19 protein-coding genes are annotated in these 17,911 nt (G+C 60.3%); 9 read left to right on the plus strand and 10 right to left on the minus strand.

Annotated features, from left to right (window positions below):
* Positions 1-71: 71 nt before the first annotated feature.
* Together IB254_RS22765 and IB254_RS22770 are read right to left on the minus strand one after the other, a co-directional pair.
* Entirely contained in the window at positions 72-662 is a 591-nt protein-coding gene (locus IB254_RS22765) for an HD domain-containing protein (protein WP_192419563.1), read from the minus strand.
* Between the two features lie 37 nt (positions 663-699).
* Positions 700-1,011, minus strand: a complete 312-nt coding sequence (locus tag IB254_RS22770; protein WP_192419565.1) for an Mpo1-like protein — start codon at positions 1,009-1,011, stop codon at positions 700-702.
* A 160-nt stretch (positions 1,012-1,171) separates the two neighbouring features.
* On the opposite strand from IB254_RS22770, the gene IB254_RS22775 reads away from it, so the two are divergent.
* Positions 1,172-2,233, plus strand: coding sequence for an AraC family transcriptional regulator (locus IB254_RS22775; RefSeq protein ID WP_225602467.1), 1,062 nt, complete (start codon positions 1,172-1,174; stop codon positions 2,231-2,233).
* Here IB254_RS22775 and IB254_RS22780 read toward each other — a convergent pair.
* Positions 2,190-3,644, minus strand: a complete 1,455-nt coding sequence (locus IB254_RS22780) for a TrkH family potassium uptake protein (protein ID WP_008030441.1) — start codon at positions 3,642-3,644, stop codon at positions 2,190-2,192. The two genes, IB254_RS22775 and IB254_RS22780, sit on opposite strands and share 44 nt — an antisense overlap.
* Positions 3,645-3,766: 122 nt before the next feature.
* Here IB254_RS22780 and IB254_RS22785 point away from each other — a divergent pair, with 122 nt between their 5' ends.
* The gene (locus IB254_RS22785; protein WP_192419567.1) at positions 3,767-4,333 is read left to right on the plus strand and encodes an NAD(P)H nitroreductase; all 567 of its coding nucleotides are present in this window, start codon (positions 3,767-3,769) and stop codon (positions 4,331-4,333) included.
* A 57-nt stretch (positions 4,334-4,390) separates the two neighbouring features.
* Here IB254_RS22785 and IB254_RS22790 read toward each other — a convergent pair whose 3' ends face one another.
* From IB254_RS22790 to IB254_RS22815, 6 genes are all read right to left on the minus strand, one after another.
* Complete coding sequence (locus IB254_RS22790) at positions 4,391-5,731, minus strand: sensor histidine kinase (protein WP_008043647.1); 1,341 nt, start codon at positions 5,729-5,731, stop codon at positions 4,391-4,393.
* Between the two features lie 113 nt (positions 5,732-5,844).
* Positions 5,845-6,294 (minus strand): hypothetical protein, encoded by a 450-nt coding sequence (locus IB254_RS22795; RefSeq protein ID WP_008030449.1) that lies wholly within the window; start codon positions 6,292-6,294, stop codon positions 5,845-5,847.
* A 309-nt stretch (positions 6,295-6,603) separates the two neighbouring features.
* Positions 6,604-7,281, minus strand: coding sequence for a response regulator transcription factor (locus IB254_RS22800; protein WP_008030451.1), 678 nt, complete (start codon positions 7,279-7,281; stop codon positions 6,604-6,606).
* Between the two features lie 7 nt (positions 7,282-7,288).
* Positions 7,289-7,702, minus strand: a complete 414-nt coding sequence (locus IB254_RS22805) for a hypothetical protein (protein ID WP_008042694.1) — start codon at positions 7,700-7,702, stop codon at positions 7,289-7,291.
* 109 nt (positions 7,703-7,811) lie between these two features.
* A complete protein-coding gene (locus tag IB254_RS22810; RefSeq protein ID WP_008156126.1) occupies positions 7,812-8,111 on the minus strand; it encodes a YciI family protein in 300 nt (99 codons plus the stop codon).
* Between the two features lies 1 nt (position 8,112).
* Positions 8,113-8,709 (minus strand): septation protein A, encoded by a 597-nt coding sequence (locus IB254_RS22815; protein WP_008042693.1) that lies wholly within the window; start codon positions 8,707-8,709, stop codon positions 8,113-8,115.
* 87 nt (positions 8,710-8,796) lie between these two features.
* Between IB254_RS22815 and IB254_RS22820 the strand changes: the two genes are divergently transcribed.
* The 7 genes from IB254_RS22820 (at position 8,797) to arfB (ending at position 16,638) form a co-directional block, all read left to right on the plus strand.
* A complete protein-coding gene (locus tag IB254_RS22820; protein WP_192419569.1) occupies positions 8,797-9,660 on the plus strand; it encodes a PHP domain-containing protein in 864 nt (287 codons plus the stop codon).
* 13 nt (positions 9,661-9,673) lie between these two features.
* Positions 9,674-10,303, plus strand: coding sequence for an L-threonylcarbamoyladenylate synthase (locus tag IB254_RS22825; protein ID WP_192419571.1), 630 nt, complete (start codon positions 9,674-9,676; stop codon positions 10,301-10,303).
* Between the two features lie 63 nt (positions 10,304-10,366).
* Positions 10,367-11,125: a segregation and condensation protein A gene (locus IB254_RS22830; protein WP_404943248.1), complete on the plus strand. Its 759-nt coding sequence runs from the start codon at positions 10,367-10,369 to the stop codon at positions 11,123-11,125.
* A gap of 11 nt (positions 11,126-11,136) precedes the next feature.
* Positions 11,137-12,123 carry an SMC-Scp complex subunit ScpB gene (gene scpB, locus IB254_RS22835; RefSeq protein ID WP_192419573.1) on the plus strand — a complete coding sequence of 329 codons (987 nt, stop codon included), beginning with the start codon at positions 11,137-11,139 and terminating at the stop codon, positions 12,121-12,123.
* 369 nt (positions 12,124-12,492) lie between these two features.
* Positions 12,493-13,746, plus strand: coding sequence for a 23S rRNA pseudouridine(2605) synthase RluB (gene rluB, locus IB254_RS22840; RefSeq protein ID WP_008030465.1), 1,254 nt, complete (start codon positions 12,493-12,495; stop codon positions 13,744-13,746).
* Between the two features lie 853 nt (positions 13,747-14,599).
* Positions 14,600-16,012, plus strand: coding sequence for an amino acid permease (locus IB254_RS22845; RefSeq protein WP_192419575.1), 1,413 nt, complete (start codon positions 14,600-14,602; stop codon positions 16,010-16,012).
* A 212-nt stretch (positions 16,013-16,224) separates the two neighbouring features.
* The gene (arfB, locus tag IB254_RS22850; protein WP_003222786.1) at positions 16,225-16,638 is read left to right on the plus strand and encodes an alternative ribosome rescue aminoacyl-tRNA hydrolase ArfB; all 414 of its coding nucleotides are present in this window, start codon (positions 16,225-16,227) and stop codon (positions 16,636-16,638) included.
* Here the strand turns inward: arfB and IB254_RS22855 are convergent.
* Complete coding sequence (locus IB254_RS22855; RefSeq protein ID WP_192419576.1) at positions 16,635-17,834, minus strand: MFS transporter; 1,200 nt, start codon at positions 17,832-17,834, stop codon at positions 16,635-16,637. The two genes, arfB and IB254_RS22855, sit on opposite strands and share 4 nt — an antisense overlap.
* Positions 17,835-17,911 lie beyond the last annotated feature (77 nt).

A 17,911-nucleotide genomic window follows, 5' to 3' on the forward strand; every position in this document is an offset into this window, starting at 1 on the left:
CAGGGGAATGCTTTCCAAATGTGGGAGCGAGCCTGCTCGCGATGGACCGCGAAGCGGTCCCGCTGGATCTATCAGGCCGGCGCGTGTTCTTCCATCGCCGCCCTGTAAATCGAGTTCTTCGGATGAGCAAACAACCGCTCCATCATCGGCTCGAAGAAGCTCAGCGGTAACGTTTCATACTCGGGATCAAACGCCGCCGCATCATACTTCGCGCAAAACTCGATGGTCGCCTGATACTGCGGATGCCCGCTGAATTGCTCGCGTAAATGCCGGTCCATCCCCAAGTGATGGAAAAAGTAGTACCCCTGGAAAATCCCGTGTTTCTCCACCATCCACACATTCTCGGCGCTGACAAATGGCTTGAGGATCGCCGCTGCAATGTCCGGGTGGTTGTAGGAGCCCAACGTGTCACCGATGTCGTGAAGCAGGGCGCACACCACGTACTCTTCGTCGCGGCCATCGCGCCAGGCGCGGCTGGCGGTTTGCAGGGAGTGGGTCAGGCGATCCACCGGGAACCCGCCAAAATCACCCTCCAGCAGTTTCAGGTGCGCCATGATCCGTTGTGGTAATTGCCTTGCGTAGGCACTGAAGTCGGCGGCGATGATCGCCCAGTCTTCCTGCGTGCCGTCCTGCATGTGGGTGAAGCGGGCATTGGCATTCATCGGCTAGTCTCTCTTTGCTTTTCTATCGCGGCTGCGCCTAGAACGGTACGCGGCCCAGAATCATGTCGCGAAACATCACAAAATCGCCGAGCAGGCTGTAAAACGGATGTTGAAAGGTTGCAGGACGATTCTTTTCAAAGAAGAAATGCCCGACCCAGGCGAAGCTGTAACCCGCCAGCGGAACGGCCAGCAGCAGCGACCAGGCACCTTTGCCGATGGTCAGTGCCAGAATGCAAATAACCAGCGTCGTGCCAATAAAGTGCAATCGTCGGCAGGTACTGTTGCTGTGTTCGCTGAGGTAATACGGGTAAAACTCAGCGAAGCTGTTGAAACGTCTGATGTTTTCCACGACTGCGATCTCTGTGGTTATTGTTCTGACTGCAAGTTGTTCTGCGGGTAGCTTATTTGAGTCTAGAGTGATCATTGGCATCAGCCAGTGACAATGGGCGCCACTTTAGTATCCTTCGGAAATTGGCCGTAGCATGCGGCTCATCATGTAAGTAAACGCCATGAGCGAACGAACGACTTCTGCAAGCTGGGCGATGGGGATTGTCAAAGCACTGGAGATGGACGGCCTGGATTGCCGGGTTCTGTTCAAGCAGCTGGGGCTCGACTACGCGTCACTGGACGATCCGGATGCGCGCTTCCCGCAAGATTCCATGACACGCCTGTGGCAGCGCGCGGTCGAGCTGTCCGGCAACCCGGCGATTGGCCTGAACATGGGCAAGGTAGTACGACCGGCGTCATTCCACGTGGCTGGGTACGCCTTGATGTCCAGTCAGACTCTGGCCGAAGGCTTTCAGCGGCTGGTGCGTTATCAGCGGATCATCGCCGAAAGTGCCGACCTGAGTTTCCGTCTGCTGGATGAAGGGTATGCCCTGATTCTGACGGTCCACGGCGACCATCTGCCGCCGACCCGACAAAGTGCCGAAGCCTCGCTGGCCTGCGCGCTGGCTCTGTGCGGCTGGCTGACCGGGCGCACCCTGCAACCGCGCAAGGTGTTGGTGCAGGGCGAACAGCCCGTCGATCTCGAACCGTACAAACAAGCCTTCCATGCGCCGCTGGTGTTCAACGCGGCTTATGACGCGCTGATTTTCGAGCGCGCCGACATGGAAGCTCCGCTGCCAACCGCCAATGAGGCCATGGCGCTGCTGCATGACCGCTTTGCCGGGGAATACCTGGCGCGCTTTTCCGAAAGCCGCGTGACCCACAAGGCGCGTCAGGTGTTGTGCCGTTTACTGCCTCAGGGCGAACCCAAGCGCGATACCGTGGCGCAGACGCTGCACTTGTCGCAACGCACGTTGCAGCGACGCTTGCAGGAAGAGGGCACGAGTTTTCAGACGCTGCTCGATGACACCCGGCGTGAACTGGCCGAGCAGTATCTGGCGCAGCCGAGCATGACCCTGCTGGAAATTGCCTACCTGTTGGGGTTCGCTGATCCGAGCAATTTCTTCCGCGCCTTCCGACGCTGGTTCGATGCCACCCCCGGCGAGTACCGGGTGCGGCTGATGGATACGCCGAACCAGGTCAGTGCCGCCAGAACGCCGGAATACACAGAACAAACACCGTAATGATCTCCAGTCGGCCGAGCAGCATGCCGAACGACAGAATCCACTTGGCGGCATCCGGAAGGGTGGCGAAGTTGCCCGCCGGGCCAATGGTTTCGCCCAGCCCCGGGCCGACCCCGGAAACGGTACTGGCGGCGCCGGTCAGCGCAGTCATCCAGTCGACGCCGAGCAGCGACAGCAGCAGGGCGATCACACAGATGGTAATGGTGAAGAAGAACGAAAAGGTCAGGATCGAACGCACGATCTCTTCGTCGAGACGATGGCCGTTGTACTTCTGCTTGATCACCGCGCGCGGGTGAATCAACTGGTTAAGGTTGGCCTTGAGCAGAATGTAGGCGACCTGGAAACGGAAAATCTTGATCCCGCCTGCAGTCGATCCCGAGCAACCACCGACAAAGCCAAGATAAAAGAACAGCATCAGCGAGAAATTGCCCCACAGGCTGTAGTCCCCGAGTGCGAAACCGGTGGTGGTCACCACCGACGTCACGTTCAGCGCCACATGCCGCAGCGCGTCCAGCCAATGCAACTGAGTGGTCCACCAGTACCAGGTGGTGAGCACCAGCCACGTCACCAGCAACATGCCGAGCAAGCCTTGAACCTGTTCATCCTTGATCAGCGCCTTGCGGTTGCCACGCAACGTTGCCACGTACAGGGTGAACGGCAAGCTGCCGAGAATCATGATGACGATCGCCACCCAGTGCACCGCCGGTTGCGTCCACTTGGCCAGTGACTGGTCGGAGGTGGAGAAACCGCCGGTGGAAATGGCCGACATCGCGTGGTTGATCGCATCGAACGGACTCATCCCGGCCCACCAGAACGCCAGGCTGCCGAAAATGGTGATGCCGACGTAGGCCGCTACGATCAAACGCGCCACCATGTGCGAACGGGGCATGACTTTTTCGGAACGGTCCGACGACTCGGTCTGAAACAGCCGCATGCCACCGATACGCAGCAACGGCAGAATCGCGACGGCCATACCGATAAAGCCGATGCCACCGATCCAGTGCAGCAACGAGCGCCACATCAGGATGCCGGGGGACATGTCATCGAGGTGATTGAGCACTGTTGAGCCAGTGGCCGTAATCCCGGACATGCTTTCGAAGAATGAGTCGGTGTAGCTGATGTGCTGGGTCAACAGGAATGGCAGCGCCGCGAAGATGCACACCACCAGCCAACTGCTGACGGTCAGCAGGTACATATCCCGCGGGCGCAAGTGCACGTGCTCGGGGCGGCCGGGGATCACCAGCGCCAGGCCGGCGACAAAGGTGATCATGCTGGCCCAGAGGAACGACGGCAGATCGCCGGTGCGATCGAAAATCAACAGGGTGGCCATGGGCACGACCATGGCGATCGCCAGCGTGATCAGGAAGAGGCCGATGATGAAACCAATGAGACGTAAGGTCGGCAACGCCATGAAGTCCGCTCGGGCTGAAAGTAGGAAGGGCGCCATTCTACGCGTGGGGCAGGGCATGTAAACCGGCATCCCCGTGGCACTTGCAGCTAGAATAGCCGGACATTTTTTTCAGGAGGTGGCCGATGCAGGCTCTCGACGCTTTGCTCAACCGTGTTTCCGTTCCACGACTGGTCGACCCGGCCCCTACCGCCGAGCAGCGCGAAGTGCTGTTTAACGCCGCGATGCGTGCGCCGGACCACGGCCACTTGCAGCCTTGGCGCTTCCTGACAGTCGAAGGCGCGGCGCGTGAGCAGATGGGCGAGTTGCTGGCCGAAGCCGCGAAACTGCAGGACAGCGAAGCGTCCGAAGCGGTGCTGGACAAGGCCCGCAATGGTCCGCTGCGCGCACCGTTGGTGGTCGTGGTGATCGCGCGGTTGCAGGATCACGTCAAGTATCCGAAGTCCGAGCAGTTGCTGGCGGCTGGCTGCGCGGCGCACGGAATTCTGCTGGCAGCTTATGCGCAAGGTATTGGCGCGGTCTGGCGCACCGGTGAGCTGGCGTATTCGGCGCATGTGGCCAAGGGCTTGGGGTTGGCTGAAGGGGAAGAGGTGATTGCTTTCCTGTACCTGGGCACGCCGCTGAAAGAACCGCGCGTTGCAGATAAAGTCGATCTGGCTGAATTCGTCAGCGCGTGGCCCGGCAAAGCCTGACACCACCAATCAAATGTGGGAGCGAGACCGGCAAGCCGGTCTCGCTCCTACAGGGGGTTACGGTTGGACCAGGGCTCCGGGTACTAAAGGTAATTCCAGGCTGGCAATGAACCCGCCATCCGGATGATTGGCCAACACCAGACTCCCGCCATGCCGCTCCGCCGCCCGGCGTGCAATCGCCAATCCCAAACCATGCCCGGCCGCCGTCTGCCCCGGCGCCCGATAAAACGGCTCACCCAACTGGCTCAAATGCTCGGCGTCGACCCCCGGCCCATGGTCACGCACGCTCACCACAATCCGCTCACCCTGACGCACTGCCTGCATTTCAATCGATTGCCCCACCGGGTTGAAGCGCTGGGCGTTGCGCAGCAGATTGTCCACGGCGCGCTCGATCATCGTCGGCCAGCCTTTGAGATTCAGTTGTGGTTCCGCGTCGAGGCGAACGTTCTGCTCCGGCGAACCCAGTTGCGCATCCTTTTGCAGCGAGTTGAGCAGCGCATTCAGATCAACGTCTTCTGCGCTGGCGTTATCGGCATCGACCCGCGCCAGCACCAGGATTTCGCTGATCAGCGCTTCAAGCCGGTCGCACTCGCGGGTCAGGCGTGGCCAGAGTTTTTCCCGTTCTTCTGGGTTGGCCCGTTCGGCCAGTGCCAGCGCTATGCGCAACCGGGCAAGCGGTGAGCGCAACTCGTGGGACACATCGCGCAGCAATTGGCGCTGACTGCCGATCAGGCTTTGCAGCCGTGAGCCCATACGGTTGAAATCGTTGGCGAGCACGCCGAACTCATCGCGACGGTTGGCCAGTTTCACCAGGCTGTTCTGCTGGTAGGTGGTTTGCCCCAGATCATGCACCGCGCCGCGCAAGCGGCTTAGCGGTCGGGTGATGGACAGGGTCACGAACAGGCTGAACAGGGTCAGCACCACGAGCGCGATGCCCAGCGCACTCAGTGGCCAGAGCAGGCTTTCGCGGTGCCATGAGTCCAGCTCCGGGTGCGGAATACGATAAATCAGCAGGTAGGTGTCGCCGGTTTTTTCACTGGTGTACTCGGCGGTCAGACGCCGCCATGGCAGGCGTCGGTCATCGTTGTTCTGCCGTGCTTCGAAGGCGGCCGCGCGGCGCGGAAAGGTGCCGCGAACGAGCGGGTCACCGCTTTCGTTGAGCACCTGAACGTCGATGTGATACTGGCGTTTGCGCTGTTCGAGAATGTCCTGGGCGGCTTCTTCGCCCTGGGCTTCGTAGGTTTGCGTCCATTCTTCGGGCAAGGTGTTGAGGCCCGGGTGGCGACTGAGAATCCACGCGTCCTGGTTGAGCATGTGCCCGAGCAGAATGGACAACCCTGCCACCAGAGCGATGGCCAGCCAGAAGCTGGCCAGGATACGCCAGAACAATGAGCGCACAGAAAATCCTCAAGCTGACTGAATTCCATGTGGGAGCGAGCAGGCTCGCTCCCACATTGAACAGGGTGGTATCAGACCCAACGGGGTTAGCCGTTGGGTCCGGGGTCAGCGCATTATTGCGCTTTTTGCGGTTGTTGCGCTTTCCACGCCTTGAACTCGGCCCATTCGGCGCGGCGCTCAGCCTGTTTTTTCTGGATCTCGTCGAATTGCTTCTGTTGATCCGGCTTCAGCAGGGCGCGCACATCGGCCTCGGCTTTCTTGTGGTTGGCGGCCATTTCATCTTTCATGGCTTTCTGGTCCGCCGGCGAGAGTTTTTCCAGGTACTTGTCGACCACTTGCTTACGCTCGTGCATCTGCTCGCCCATGATCTTGCGGATCTGCTCGCGCTGTTCGCGGCTCAGGTCCAGTTGGCTGTACGGGCCTTTGCCGTGCATGCCGTGCATCTGACCGCCGTGGCGCGAGCCGTCCATCGAACCACCCATCGGGCCGGCGCCTTCAGGCATGGCCATGGCAACGGTTGGCAGGGCGGCAGCGAACATCAGAGCGATAAGAGTCTTGCGCATGGTGAATCTCCTTGTCTCGTTCCCGGTACGTTCCGGATGAGTACAGATTACGCAGATCAAGGTCAGCGGCGGTCAGCGGAGCGTAAAGCTTGGGTAAAGACGATTTGGCATCCACCTGACAAACCCCGGCGCCGTATTGACCTGACACCACACCGACCCTGTAGGAGCCGGCTTGCTGGCGATGCAGACAACGCGGTGTATCAGGTAAGCCGCCATCGCCGGCAAGCCAGCTCCTACAGAGGTTTGTATTCACCGAACCTGTAGGAGCCAGCTTGCTGGCGATGCAGACGACGCGGTCATCGCGGGGAATCAGAGGCTGTAGTAATAGCCACGGCTGCGCAGGGCGACGATGCGCGGGCGGCCGTCGGGGTGGGGACCGATCTTTTTGCGCAGGTTGCTGACGTGCATGTCCAGGCTGCGGTCGTACAGGGTGAGCTTGCGACCGAGGGCGATCTGCGCCAGTTCCTGTTTGTCCAGCGGCTCGCCCGGCTGCTTGAGCAAGGCTTCGAGCAAGCGGCTTTCGGAGACAGTGAGGGTGAATTCCTGTTCATCGATGCTGACCACGCCGCGCACCGGGCTGAAACACAAGTCGCCCAGTTCAAGCTGGCTGGACACCGCCGCCGGATGACTGCGGCGCAAGACGGCGCGCAGGCGGGCGGTCAGTTCCCGTGGGTCGCACGGTTTGGCCAGGTAATCATCGGCGCCGAGTTCCAGGCCCAGGATGCGGTCCAGAGGCTCGCCGCGGGCCGAGAGCATGAGCACTGGCAATTCCGGATGGTCGCTGCGCAATTGCTTGAGCAGTTCCAGGCCGCTGCCGTCCGGCAGCATCACATCCAGCACCACCGCCGCCGGGGACGTTTCAGCCAGCGCGCGACGAGCACTCTGACCGTCGTGGCAAGCCCGGACATGAAAGCCTTCCTGGCTCAGCCAACTGACCAGCAGCTCACACAGCTCCTGATCGTCATCAATTAATAACAGCTCGCTCATGACTCACTCAATTTAGCCATTGTCGACGTTTTCGACTTGCACCACTGGCGAAGATACCGCAGAGCAGGGCTAATAGCGCAACTCCTGCGCCGATCACAAACCATTGCTGCTGGTCTGTCAAAAAGCGCGGCAGCGGACTGCTGGCCTGGGCTTCCTTGAGTTGCAGCTTCAGACGCTGATTCTCCTGGCGCAACCGGCTCAGCTGAGGGCTTTCGCGTTCGGCATCTGCACTTTGCAGTTGTTTGCTCAGTTCTTCTCGTTGCTGTTCGCTCACCTTCAAGCGTTGCTGCAACTCGCTGATCTGGCTCCCGGCGCTCAAGGACAGAGGCGTCGAACTACCACCGGCGGCACTTTCTTCACCGTGGGCGGGCGCCACGATCGACAACGTGACCAACATCAGACACAACGGACCTTTGCGCATCGGAGCTCCTGAATCCAATCGATTATTGGGCAGGTTGTCGGCAGGCAAACGAGAATAATGAGCGATTGAGAGCGCGATGAACCGACAAGGTTCATCGCGAGGGAGAGATTTACGGCAGGACTTGCTTGAACGGCTTGACCGAAACGTTGGCGTAGACGCCTGCGGCGATGTACGGATCGGCATCAGCCCAGGCCTGGGCGGCGCTCAGGGAATCGAATTCGGCGACGATCAGGCTGCCGGTGAAACCCGCAGCGCCCGGGTCATTGCTGTCGACTGCCGGGTGTGGGCCGGCCAATACGATACGACCTTCACCTTTGAGCACTTGCAGACGCTCAAGGTGTGCAGGCCGTGCGGCCAGGCGGGCTTCCAGGGAGTTGGCGACGTCTGTGGCAATGATTGCGTAAAGCATGTCAGTCCTCGGTTTTTGGCGTAGTGGTATCGGCGTCGTGCAGGTGGCGGGACAGGTAAATACCCTGAGCGACCAGGAACAACAGCGTCATGCCCAGGCTGCCGAAGACTTTGAAGTCGACCCAGTATTCCTGAAACGTGAACGCGACAAACAGGTTGGCGGCACCGCAGAACAGGAAAAATGCGATCCAGGCGATGTTCAGGCGAGTCCAGACCTGGTCCGGCAGGGTCAGTGCGTGGCCCATGATGCGCTTGATCAGCAGCTGGTCACCGATGAAGTGGCTGCCGATGAACGCCAGGGCAAACAGCCAGTTGACCACCGGGGCTTTCCATTTCAGGAAGGTCTCGCTGTGGAACGCCAGTGTCAGGCTACCGAAGACCAGGCACGCGATGAGCGTCAGCCATTGGCTTTTTTCCAGCTTGCGCTGCTTGATGAAGAGCGTGCCGTACACCACCAGGGAGCTGATGATCAGCATTGCCGTGGCGCTGTAAATACCGCCTACAGTCACTGGATGACCGGCGATGTCGACGACCCGTGGATCGATTTTGAATACGATGAAAAACAGCAGGAGCGGGATGAAATCGATGAATTGTTTCACAGTGGCAGCCAGAAGCAGGATGTGGCGGCATAATAACAAACATATGGGCGCGCGATAGCGCCGGCTGATTTGAGGTTACACATCCCTGTGAATGTTGATTTGCACTGCCATAGCACGGCCTCCGATGGCGCCCTGGCGCCTGCGGTTCTGGTTGCGCGTGCGTTCGAGAAAGGCGTGCGAGTCCTGGCCTTGACCGATCACGACACCCTTGAAGGCCTCGATGAGGCCCGTAGCGCCGCAACGGCGCTGGGGATGCAACTGGTCAACGGCGTCGAGTTGTCCTGCACCTGGGGCGGCGCAACCATTCATGTGCTGGGCTACGGATTTGATGTCAATGCCGCGCCGTTGGTCGATGCCATCGCCAAGTTGCACGATGGCCGTTGGCTACGTTCCGAAGAAATAAGCCGCAAACTGGCGTTGAAGGGCATGCCGGGTGCGCTGGAGGGCGCCCGGGCGATTCAACGGGAACTGGGCGACAGCGGCAACGCGCCGGCCCGCCCGCACTTCGCTGACTGGATGGTGCGCGAAGGTTACGTCAAGGATCGCGCCGAAGCGTTCCGCAAATGGCTGGGCGCCGGCAAGCTGGGGGACGTCAAGCAACACTGGCCGACCCTGGAAGAGACCGTCGAAACCCTGCGCGCCGCAAAAGCCTGGGTAAGCCTGGCGCATCCCTGGCACTACGATTTCACTCGCAGCAAGCGTCGCCGCCTGATTTCTGACTATATTCAAGCTGGGGGCCACGCTATCGAAGTGGTCAATGGCCATCAGCCCGCCGAGCAAGTGGGCAGCCTGGCGATTCTCGCCCGCGAGTTCGGTCTGCTGGTCAGCGCTGGCAGTGATTTTCATGGCCCTGGAGGCTGGTCCGAGATCGGTGAATACCGCCCGCTCCCGGAGGATCTGCCACCACTGTGGTGTCGATTCAAACATGACCCAATTATTGCCGCCGTCTGAACAGGTAGAGAATGTGAGTCAATTTTTCCAGATACATCCGGAAAACCCGCAAGCGCGCCTGATCAAACAGGCTGTCGAGATCATCCGCAGCGGCGGGGTGGTGATTTATCCCACAGACTCTTCCTACGCCATTGGTTGCCAGATCGGCGACAAGAATGCCGTGGAGCGCGTGCGCCGGTTGCGTCAACTGGACGAGAAACACAACTTTGCGCTGATTTGCAGCGACCTGTCGCAACTCGGGCTGTTCGCCAAGATCGACACCGGGACCTTCCGCGTGCTCAAGGCGCACTTGCCGGGGCCTTACACCTTCATTCTCAACGCCACCCGTGAAGTCCCGCGGCTGTTGTTGCACCCGAAAAAACGCACCATCGGCTTGCGTGTGCCAAGCCATCCGATTGCCCTGGCGCTGCTGGAAGAACTCGGTGAGCCGCTGATGAGCGTGACGCTGATCATGCCGGGCGACACCGACCCGCTGAGCGATCCTTACGAAATGCGCCAATTGCTCGAGCATCAAGTGGACCTGATCATCGACGGCGGTTTCGGCGGCATCAAGGCATCCACGGTGATCAACCTCGCCGATGGCGAGCCGGAAGTGATCCGCGTCGGTTGCGGCGACCCGACGCCGTTCATGGCCGAGGCGTAAATGTCTGCAGTAGAACCCGTTATCGACAGTCAGGCCGGCGCCCAGCAAGAACTGCCGTTCGCCATGGTCTATGGCCAGGCGGTGCTGGAAATGCCGCTGGACCTGTACATTCCGCCGGATGCGCTCGAGGTTTTTCTCGAAGCCTTCGAAGGCCCCCTCGACCTGCTGCTGTACCTGATCCGCAAACAGAACATCAACATCCTCGACATCCCGGTGGCGGAAATCACCCGTCAGTACATGGGCTATGTCGAGTTGATGCAGTCGGTACGCCTGGAACTGGCCGCCGAGTACCTGGTGATGGCCGCGATGCTGGCCGAAATCAAATCGCGGATGCTGTTGCCGCGCGCCGAAACCATCGAAGACGAAGAAGACGACCCGCGCGCCGAACTGATCCGTCGCTTGCAGGAATACGAACGCTTCAAGGCAGCCGCCGAAGGCATCGATGGCCTGAGTCGCGTCGGTCGTGATGTGGTGGTGCCCAAGCTGGATGCCCCGGAAGCACGGGCGCGCAAGCTGTTGCCGGATGTGAGTCTGTCAGAGTTGTTGATGTCCATGGCCGAGGTGCTGCGCCGTGGCGACATGTTCGAAAGTCACCAGGTCAGCCGCGAGGCGCTGTCCACGCGCGAACGCATGAGCGACGTGTTGGAGCGGCTCAAGGGTGGCGGTTTCGTGCCCTTTGTCGAGCTGTTCACCGCTGAAGAAGGACGTCTGGGGGTGGTGGTGACCTTTATGGCGATCCTCGAACTGGTCAAGGAATCCTTGGTCGAGCTGGTGCAGAATGAGCCGTTCGCGGCGATCCACGTGCGAGCCCGAGCCGAATAACGAGTTGAATCATGAACCTGACTGAACCCCGCGAGCTGGCGCCATTGCTTGAAGCCTTTCTGTTGGCCTCGGGAAAACCGCAATCGCTTGAACGCCTGTTCGAACTCTTTGAGGAGGGCGAGCGGCCGGAACCGCCGGTCTTCAAGAAAGCCCTGGCGATTCTGGCCAAGTCCTGCGACGGCCGTGCGTTCGAGCTGAAGGAAGTCGCCTCCGGCTATCGCCTGCAGATCCGCGAAAAATTCTCGCCATGGGTCGGGCGTTTGTGGGAAGAGCGCCCGCAGCGGTATTCCCGCGCCATGCTCGAAACAATGGCCCTGATTGCCTATCGCCAGCCGATCACCCGGGGCGAGATCGAAGACGTGCGGGGCGTGGCGGTCAACAGTCACATCGTCAAGACGTTGCTGGAACGGGAGTGGATTCGCATCGTCGGTTATCGCGACGTGCCCGGAAAACCGGCGATGTTTGCGACGACGAAGGCGTTTCTCGATCATTTCAACCTGAAGAATCTTGACGATCTGCCGCCGCTCGCAGAACTGCGCGAGCTGGAGCCTGACCCGGTGCTCGACTTCGACGATGCGCCCGTGCCAGCCGGTTTGCAGGAGCTGGCGGACGCCAGCGCCGAGCCGGAAGAGCCGAAGGAAGAAACCAGTTTCCATACGTTGTTGCTGGAGCTGGACACCATGGAGGAGGGGCTCAAGACCGACTTCGATGACATTTTGCGTGATGGCGAGATGAGCGTGACCGAAGAGGTTTTGGCGCAGCCGGAAGCGGTCATTGAGGCTGAACTTCAAGTCGAACCAGAAGCCACCGTCGAAGAAGAACGGGAAGATGATGTGCTCGGTGTGGCCGAGGCGCGCGAAAAGCTCCTGGCCGCCGTCGCCGCGCTCGAACAGCCGAAACCCGAGCCCGAGCCCGAGCCCGAGTTGTCCGATGAAGAAGCCGAAGCCCGGGCCCTCGCCGAAGCCATCGAAGCCGAACGCCGCGAGTTTGAAGACTGACCCAAATCTCGTAGACGATGAGATCCCTGTAGGAGCCGGCTTGTTGGCGATAGCGGTGGGTCAGTCAATAAATGTACTGGCTGACCCACCGCTATCGCCAGCAAGCCGGCTCCTACAGGGTTGGTGTTCAACCAAAGCCCCCCTGCATCAGCGTCTGCCCAGTCCTCACCGAAGCGGCGCTGCGTCTGATCAAACTCGATACCACCGGTCGGCGGAAATCCAGGTAACTGGCCATTCATCAGCTAGTCTCTGATGCGCAAACGCCGACATGAGCGTATGATTCGCGACCCTTCGGCGATCCCTTCGCCCAAGTACAAGCTTTCAACTCTTCAGGCAAAGCCTGAACAGACCACACCGGGAGGTGCCCAGATGAGTATCAACGACCAGAAAGACGACCAGGAAATCGGCCCAGCAGGCGAGAAACTGCAGAAAGTCCTCGCCCGTATCGGCGTCGGCTCGCGCCGTGACGTAGAAGCCTGGATCAGCCACGGCCGCATCAAGGTCAACGGCAAAGACGCCACCCTCGGGCAGCGCGTCGACATGCACGACGCCATCACCATTGATGGCAAGGTGATCAAGCGCGAAGAAGCCGCCGAGTCGGTACGCCGCGTGATCATGTACAACAAGCCCGACGGTGAAATCTGCACCCGCCTTGACCCGGAAGGCCGCCCAACCGTTTTCGACAAGATGCCACGGCCCAAAGAAGGTCGCTGGATCAACATCGGTCGTCTGGACATCAACACCACCGGTCTGCTGATGTTCACCACCGACGGTGAACTGGCCAACCGCCTGATGCACCCTTCCTACGAAATGGACCGTGAATACGCGGTACGTGTGCGTGGCGAAGTCGATGATGAGATGATCGAGCGTCTGAAGGCAGGCGTCGTCCTTGAAGACGGCCCGGCCAAGTTCACCGACATCAAGCAAGCGCCAGGTGGCGAAGGTTTCAACCACTGGTACCACTGCGTGGTGATGGAAGGTCGCAACCGCGAAGTTCGTCGTCTGTGGGAATCCCAGGGCCTGGTGGTCAGCCGTCTGAAGCGCGTGCGTTTCGGTCCGGTGTTCCTCAACTCCGACCTGCCGATGGGTCGCTGGCGCGAAATGAGCCAGTACGAAGTCGACATTCTGAGTGCGGAAGTGGGTCTGACGCCTGTGGCCATGCCGCAGATGAACGCCAAGAGCAAAGACAAGCTCGACCGGATGCAGCGTAAATCGTCGCGTCCGATGGGCAAGACCGAGCGCGTGCGTTCGTTGCGTCCTGCTATCGGTAACCAGTCCGCCGCTACACCGCGTGATACCCGTGAACCGCATATCGAAGGCGAGCGGCCAGCCCGCAAGCCAGCAGCGCCACGCGCCGACGGCGAGCGTGGTCCACGCACGCCGCGTCCGGCCAACGGTCGCACTGAACGTGGCGAAGGCCGCGGTGCTCCCGCGGGTCGTGGAGAGTCAGGTCGCGGTACGCCAGTGGCGGATCGTCCATCGGACACCAAGCGCCCGGCCAAGCCAGCGCCAAAACGTCCGGGCATCAAGCTGGTCGAGGGTGACAAACCATCGGGCAAGCGCCGCGGCGCGCCAGCTGGTTCGGGCCAGCGTCCGGGCTTCGGTCGTCGCAAGCCTGAGTAAGGGCTGAGCGGCAGATGAAAAACGCCAACCTTTGGGTTGGCGTTTTTTTTTGCCCTGGTTTCGGATCTGCATTGTTGTTGAGGACTTCATCGCGAGCAGGCTCGCTCCCACAGGGGGGCGAGTACTTTCCGAAACATGTGATCAAATGTGGGAGCGAGCCTGCTCGCGAAGGGGCCAGTCGCAGCGCTGCACTATCCATGTTGGAGTGTCGGCGTTACGGCGTGTAACGAAAAATTGACGAAGCCCGCTGATTGGCCAAGTGAAATCGCCGCCACCTGAGCACTGTAAGAAAATACTTACGCCCACAACACACCCGAACGCTTTCCCACCCTCTGGCCCGCTTGTTTCAGCGGCTCCAGAAGGGTGTCATGCGCCCCATGCCTGTCGTGCAGGTGCATAACAAAAAGGAGGCGCAATGTACGCCGTGACTCATCTCCATCTCTCCCCGTGGGGCGGTTTTCCTATCGCTCACGCCGACGACCCGCAAAGGTCTGACTCTCTTTTTGCAGCCGCCCGAAACCCTCGGGGCGGACACAGGCAATCCCGGCAACCGACGCGCTGATCCAGCGGTGTCTGGCAGCAGGGGGTTAGCGGTGTACAATGCGCCGCGTTTTACCTGTGACCTCCTGCGCACCTGCGCAAACCTCAAGGCTATCCGCCTTGTTCACTCCGCCGCGTCACGAGCGTGTCGGGTTCGATTTCGTCACAGATAAAAACAAACAGGTGACGCATGACCGTTGTAAATACGCTGAACTCCTGGTGCCTGCGCTGGGGTTTGATCGGCGCTGCTTAAAGTCGCAACCGAGCAGCAACGTCTATTGAACATCATCAAACCTTGCGTGAGACCCTTTTCATGAGTGGACAAAACTCGCATTCAGGCGAGCTGAAACGCGGCCTGAAGAATCGTCATATTCAACTGATCGCCCTCGGTGGCGCGATTGGTACCGGCCTGTTCCTCGGCTCGGCCGGTGTACTGAAATCCGCTGGCCCGTCGATGATCCTCGGCTACGCCATCTGCGGCTTCATTGCCTTCATGATCATGCGCCAGCTCGGCGAAATGATCGTCGAAGAGCCGGTGGCTGGTTCCTTCAGCCACTTCGCGCACAAATACTGGGGCGGTTTCGCCGGTTTCCTGTCGGGCTGGAACTGCTGGATCCTGTACATTCTGGTGGGCATGTCGGAGCTGACCGCTGTCGGCAAATACATCCACTACTGGGCGCCGGACATCCCGACCTGGGTCTCGGCAGCCGGGTTCTTCGTGCTGATCAACCTCATTAACCTGGCCAACGTCAAAGTCTTCGGCGAGGCGGAGTTCTGGTTCGCGATCATCAAGGTTGTAGCGATTGTCGGCATGATTGCCCTGGGCAGCTACTTGCTGGTCAGCGGGCACGGCGGCCCGGAAGCGTCGGTGACCAACCTGTGGTCACACGGTGGTTTCTTCCCGAATGGCGTCAGTGGTCTGGTGATGGCCATGGCGATCATCATGTTCAGTTTCGGCGGCCTGGAAATGCTCGGCTTCACCGCAGCAGAAGCGGACAAACCGAAAACCGTGATCCCGAAAGCGATCAACCAGGTGATCTACCGGATCCTGATTTTCTACATCGGCGCACTGGTCATCCTGCTGTCGCTGACGCCATGGGACAGCCTGCTGGCGACCCTGAACGCCTCCGGCGATTCCTACAGCGGCAGCCCGTTCGTGCAAGTGTTCTCGATGCTCGGCAGCAACACCGCCGCGCACATCCTCAATTTCGTGGTGCTGACCGCGGCGTTGTCGGTGTACAACAGCGGCACCTACTGCAACAGCCGCATGCTGCTGGGCATGGCCGAGCAGGGCGATGCGCCGAAAGCCCTGGCGAAGATCGACAAGCGTGGCGTGCCGGTGCGTTCGATCCTTGCTTCGGCGGCGGTGACGCTGATCGCGGTGCTGTTGAACTACCTGATCCCGCAAAACGCACTGGAACTGTTGATGTCGCTCGTGGTGGCCACGTTGGTGATCAACTGGGCGATGATCAGCTATTCGCACTTCAAGTTCCGCCAGCACATGAACAAGACCAAGCAGACGCCGCTGTTCAAGGCCCTGTGGTATCCGTACGGAAACTACATCTGCCTGGCGTTCGTGGTGTTCATCCTTGGCGTGATGCTGTTGATCCCGGGCATTCAGGTTTCGGTGTATGCGATTCCGGTGTGGGTCGTGTTCATGTGGGTTTGCTACGGCATCAAGAACAAGCGCAGTGCTCAACAAACGTTGCAGGCTGCAGTGAAATAACGCAGCGCGCAGACACAACAAACCCGGCCATGTGCCGGGTTTTTTGTATCTGGTGTACACACAAAACCCCTGTGGGAGCGAGCCTGCTCGCGATAGCGGCAGGTCAGGCAATGATGATGTCGACTGACACGGCCTCATCGCCAGCAGGCTGGCTCCCACAGGGACGGTGCTAATCAAGGTATCCTGCGCACTCTGAATACGGACGCTTTTCCATGCTGGTGATTTCCAACAATGTGCATCTGCCGGATGCCGAGATCGAATTGACGGCCATCCGCGCCCAGGGCGCCGGTGGGCAGAACGTCAACAAGGTCTCCAGTGCCGTGCACCTGCGCTTCGACATTCCGGCCTCGTCCTTGCCCGAGTTCTACAAGGAGCGGCTGCTGGCGCTGCGTGACAGCCGCATCACCAGCGACGGCGTGTTGATCATCAAGGCCCAGCAATACCGCACGCAGGAGGCCAATCGCGCCGATGCGCTGGAGCGGCTGACCGAGTTGATCCTCAGCGCCACCAAGGTCGAAAAGAAACGCCGTCCGACCAAGCCGACCCTCGGCTCGAAGAAGCGTCGGCTCGAATCCAAGACCAAGCGCGGCAGCATCAAGGCCGGGCGCGGCAAGGTCGATTTCTAGCGGGCGTCTCGTTCTTCACGATACTTGGGCGCTTGCCTGTACAGGTAAACGCTCAGTGCCAAACCGCTCAAAGCGGCGAGGGCGGCGAACAGGAAGATTGAAGCAAAACCAAATCCGGCGGCAATCGCGCCCGCCAATGGTCCGGTAATCCCCAGCGACAAATCGATGAACAGCGAATACGCGCCAACCGCAGCGCCACGGCTGGACGCTGGCACCAGATTGACCGCTTCCACGCCCAGCGCCGGGAACACCAGGGAAAAACCGAAACCGCTCAGCGCCGCGCCGGCCAAGGCCCAATGAGCATCCGGTGCCAGCCACAGCAGCAACAGCCCCAGGGTTTCCACCGACAGGCAGGCAATCGCCACGCGAAAACCACCGAGGCGGTTGATCAGGTTGCCGAACAACAGCCGCGCGCCGATGAAGCTCGCGCCAAACAGGCTCAGGCACAACACTGCGTTGTCCCAGTGTTGCGTGGCGTAATACAGGGTGATGAAGGTGGCGATGGTGCCGAAGCCGATAGAACCCAGCGCCAGGCCGCAACCGTGCGGCAGCACTCGACCGAGCACATGCATGAACGGCAATCGTTCCCCGGCCACGATGGGCGCGGCGGTTTTCGGCCAGGCCAGCGCCAGGCCCAGCACGGCCAGCAACACGATGCTCACGCCCATGCTCCACAAGCCCAACTGACTGACCAACATCACGCCAAGCGGTGCGCCGACAGCCAGTGCGCCATAACTGGCGATGCCGTTCCACGAGATCACTTTGGCGGTGTTCGCCGCGCCTACCCGGCCGATGCCCCAGCCGATCGAGCCCGAGCCCACCAGGCTTTCCGCGCTGCCAAGCACCAGGCGGCCGATCAACAGGCTGATCAGGCTCAGCATCGGCAGGCTTTGGGTCCAGGCCGAAATCAGCATGAATACGCCGCTCAGACCGCAACCGGCGAGGCCATACATGACCGCCAGTTTGCTGCCCTTGTTATCAATGATTTTCCCGGCGTATGGACGGCTGAGCAGGGTGGCCAGGTATTGCACGCTGATCACCAGGCCGGCGACTACGGCACCGAAACCCAGATCGCTGTGGACGTAGCCGGGCAATACGGCCAGGGGAATGCCGATGTTGAGATAGCCGATAAAAGTGAACAGGACGATGGAAACGACTTGCAGCGTGACCGCCAGGGGGCGCTGGTTTTCAGACATGGGTAAAGGTCCACGGGAAAGCAGGATAGATAGGCTGCTTATGATAGCGGCGTGAGAGGCCGCGGGCGTGGAAAAGT

Origin of the sequence: Pseudomonas sp. PDM03, from assembly GCF_014852385.1 — a bacterium.
Classification (GTDB): Bacteria; Pseudomonadota; Gammaproteobacteria; order Pseudomonadales; family Pseudomonadaceae; genus Aquipseudomonas; species Aquipseudomonas migulae.

Excerpts from the sequence above, each read along its gene's own strand:
- IB254_RS22765 (WP_192419563.1), bottom strand. The coding sequence starts at position 662 with ATGAATGCCAATGCCCGCTTCACCCACATGCAGGACGGCACGCAGGAA.
- IB254_RS22775 (WP_225602467.1), top strand. The coding sequence starts at position 1,172 with ATGAGCGAACGAACGACTTCTGCAAGCTGGGCGATGGGGATTGTCAAA.
- IB254_RS22780 (WP_008030441.1), bottom strand. The coding sequence starts at position 3,644 with ATGGCGTTGCCGACCTTACGTCTCATTGGTTTCATCATCGGCCTCTTC.
- IB254_RS22785 (WP_192419567.1), top strand. The coding sequence starts at position 3,767 with ATGCAGGCTCTCGACGCTTTGCTCAACCGTGTTTCCGTTCCACGACTG.
- IB254_RS22795 (WP_008030449.1), bottom strand. The coding sequence starts at position 6,294 with ATGCGCAAGACTCTTATCGCTCTGATGTTCGCTGCCGCCCTGCCAACC.
- IB254_RS22800 (WP_008030451.1), bottom strand. The coding sequence starts at position 7,281 with ATGAGCGAGCTGTTATTAATTGATGACGATCAGGAGCTGTGTGAGCTG.
- IB254_RS22805 (WP_008042694.1), bottom strand. The coding sequence starts at position 7,702 with ATGCGCAAAGGTCCGTTGTGTCTGATGTTGGTCACGTTGTCGATCGTG.
- IB254_RS22810 (WP_008156126.1), bottom strand. The coding sequence starts at position 8,111 with ATGCTTTACGCAATCATTGCCACAGACGTCGCCAACTCCCTGGAAGCC.
- IB254_RS22830 (WP_404943248.1), top strand. The coding sequence starts at position 10,367 with ATGGTCTATGGCCAGGCGGTGCTGGAAATGCCGCTGGACCTGTACATT.
- scpB (WP_192419573.1), top strand. The coding sequence starts at position 11,137 with ATGAACCTGACTGAACCCCGCGAGCTGGCGCCATTGCTTGAAGCCTTT.
- rluB (WP_008030465.1), top strand. The coding sequence starts at position 12,493 with ATGAGTATCAACGACCAGAAAGACGACCAGGAAATCGGCCCAGCAGGC.
- IB254_RS22845 (WP_192419575.1), top strand. The coding sequence starts at position 14,600 with ATGAGTGGACAAAACTCGCATTCAGGCGAGCTGAAACGCGGCCTGAAG.
- arfB (WP_003222786.1), top strand. The coding sequence starts at position 16,225 with ATGCTGGTGATTTCCAACAATGTGCATCTGCCGGATGCCGAGATCGAA.
- IB254_RS22855 (WP_192419576.1), bottom strand. The coding sequence starts at position 17,834 with ATGTCTGAAAACCAGCGCCCCCTGGCGGTCACGCTGCAAGTCGTTTCC.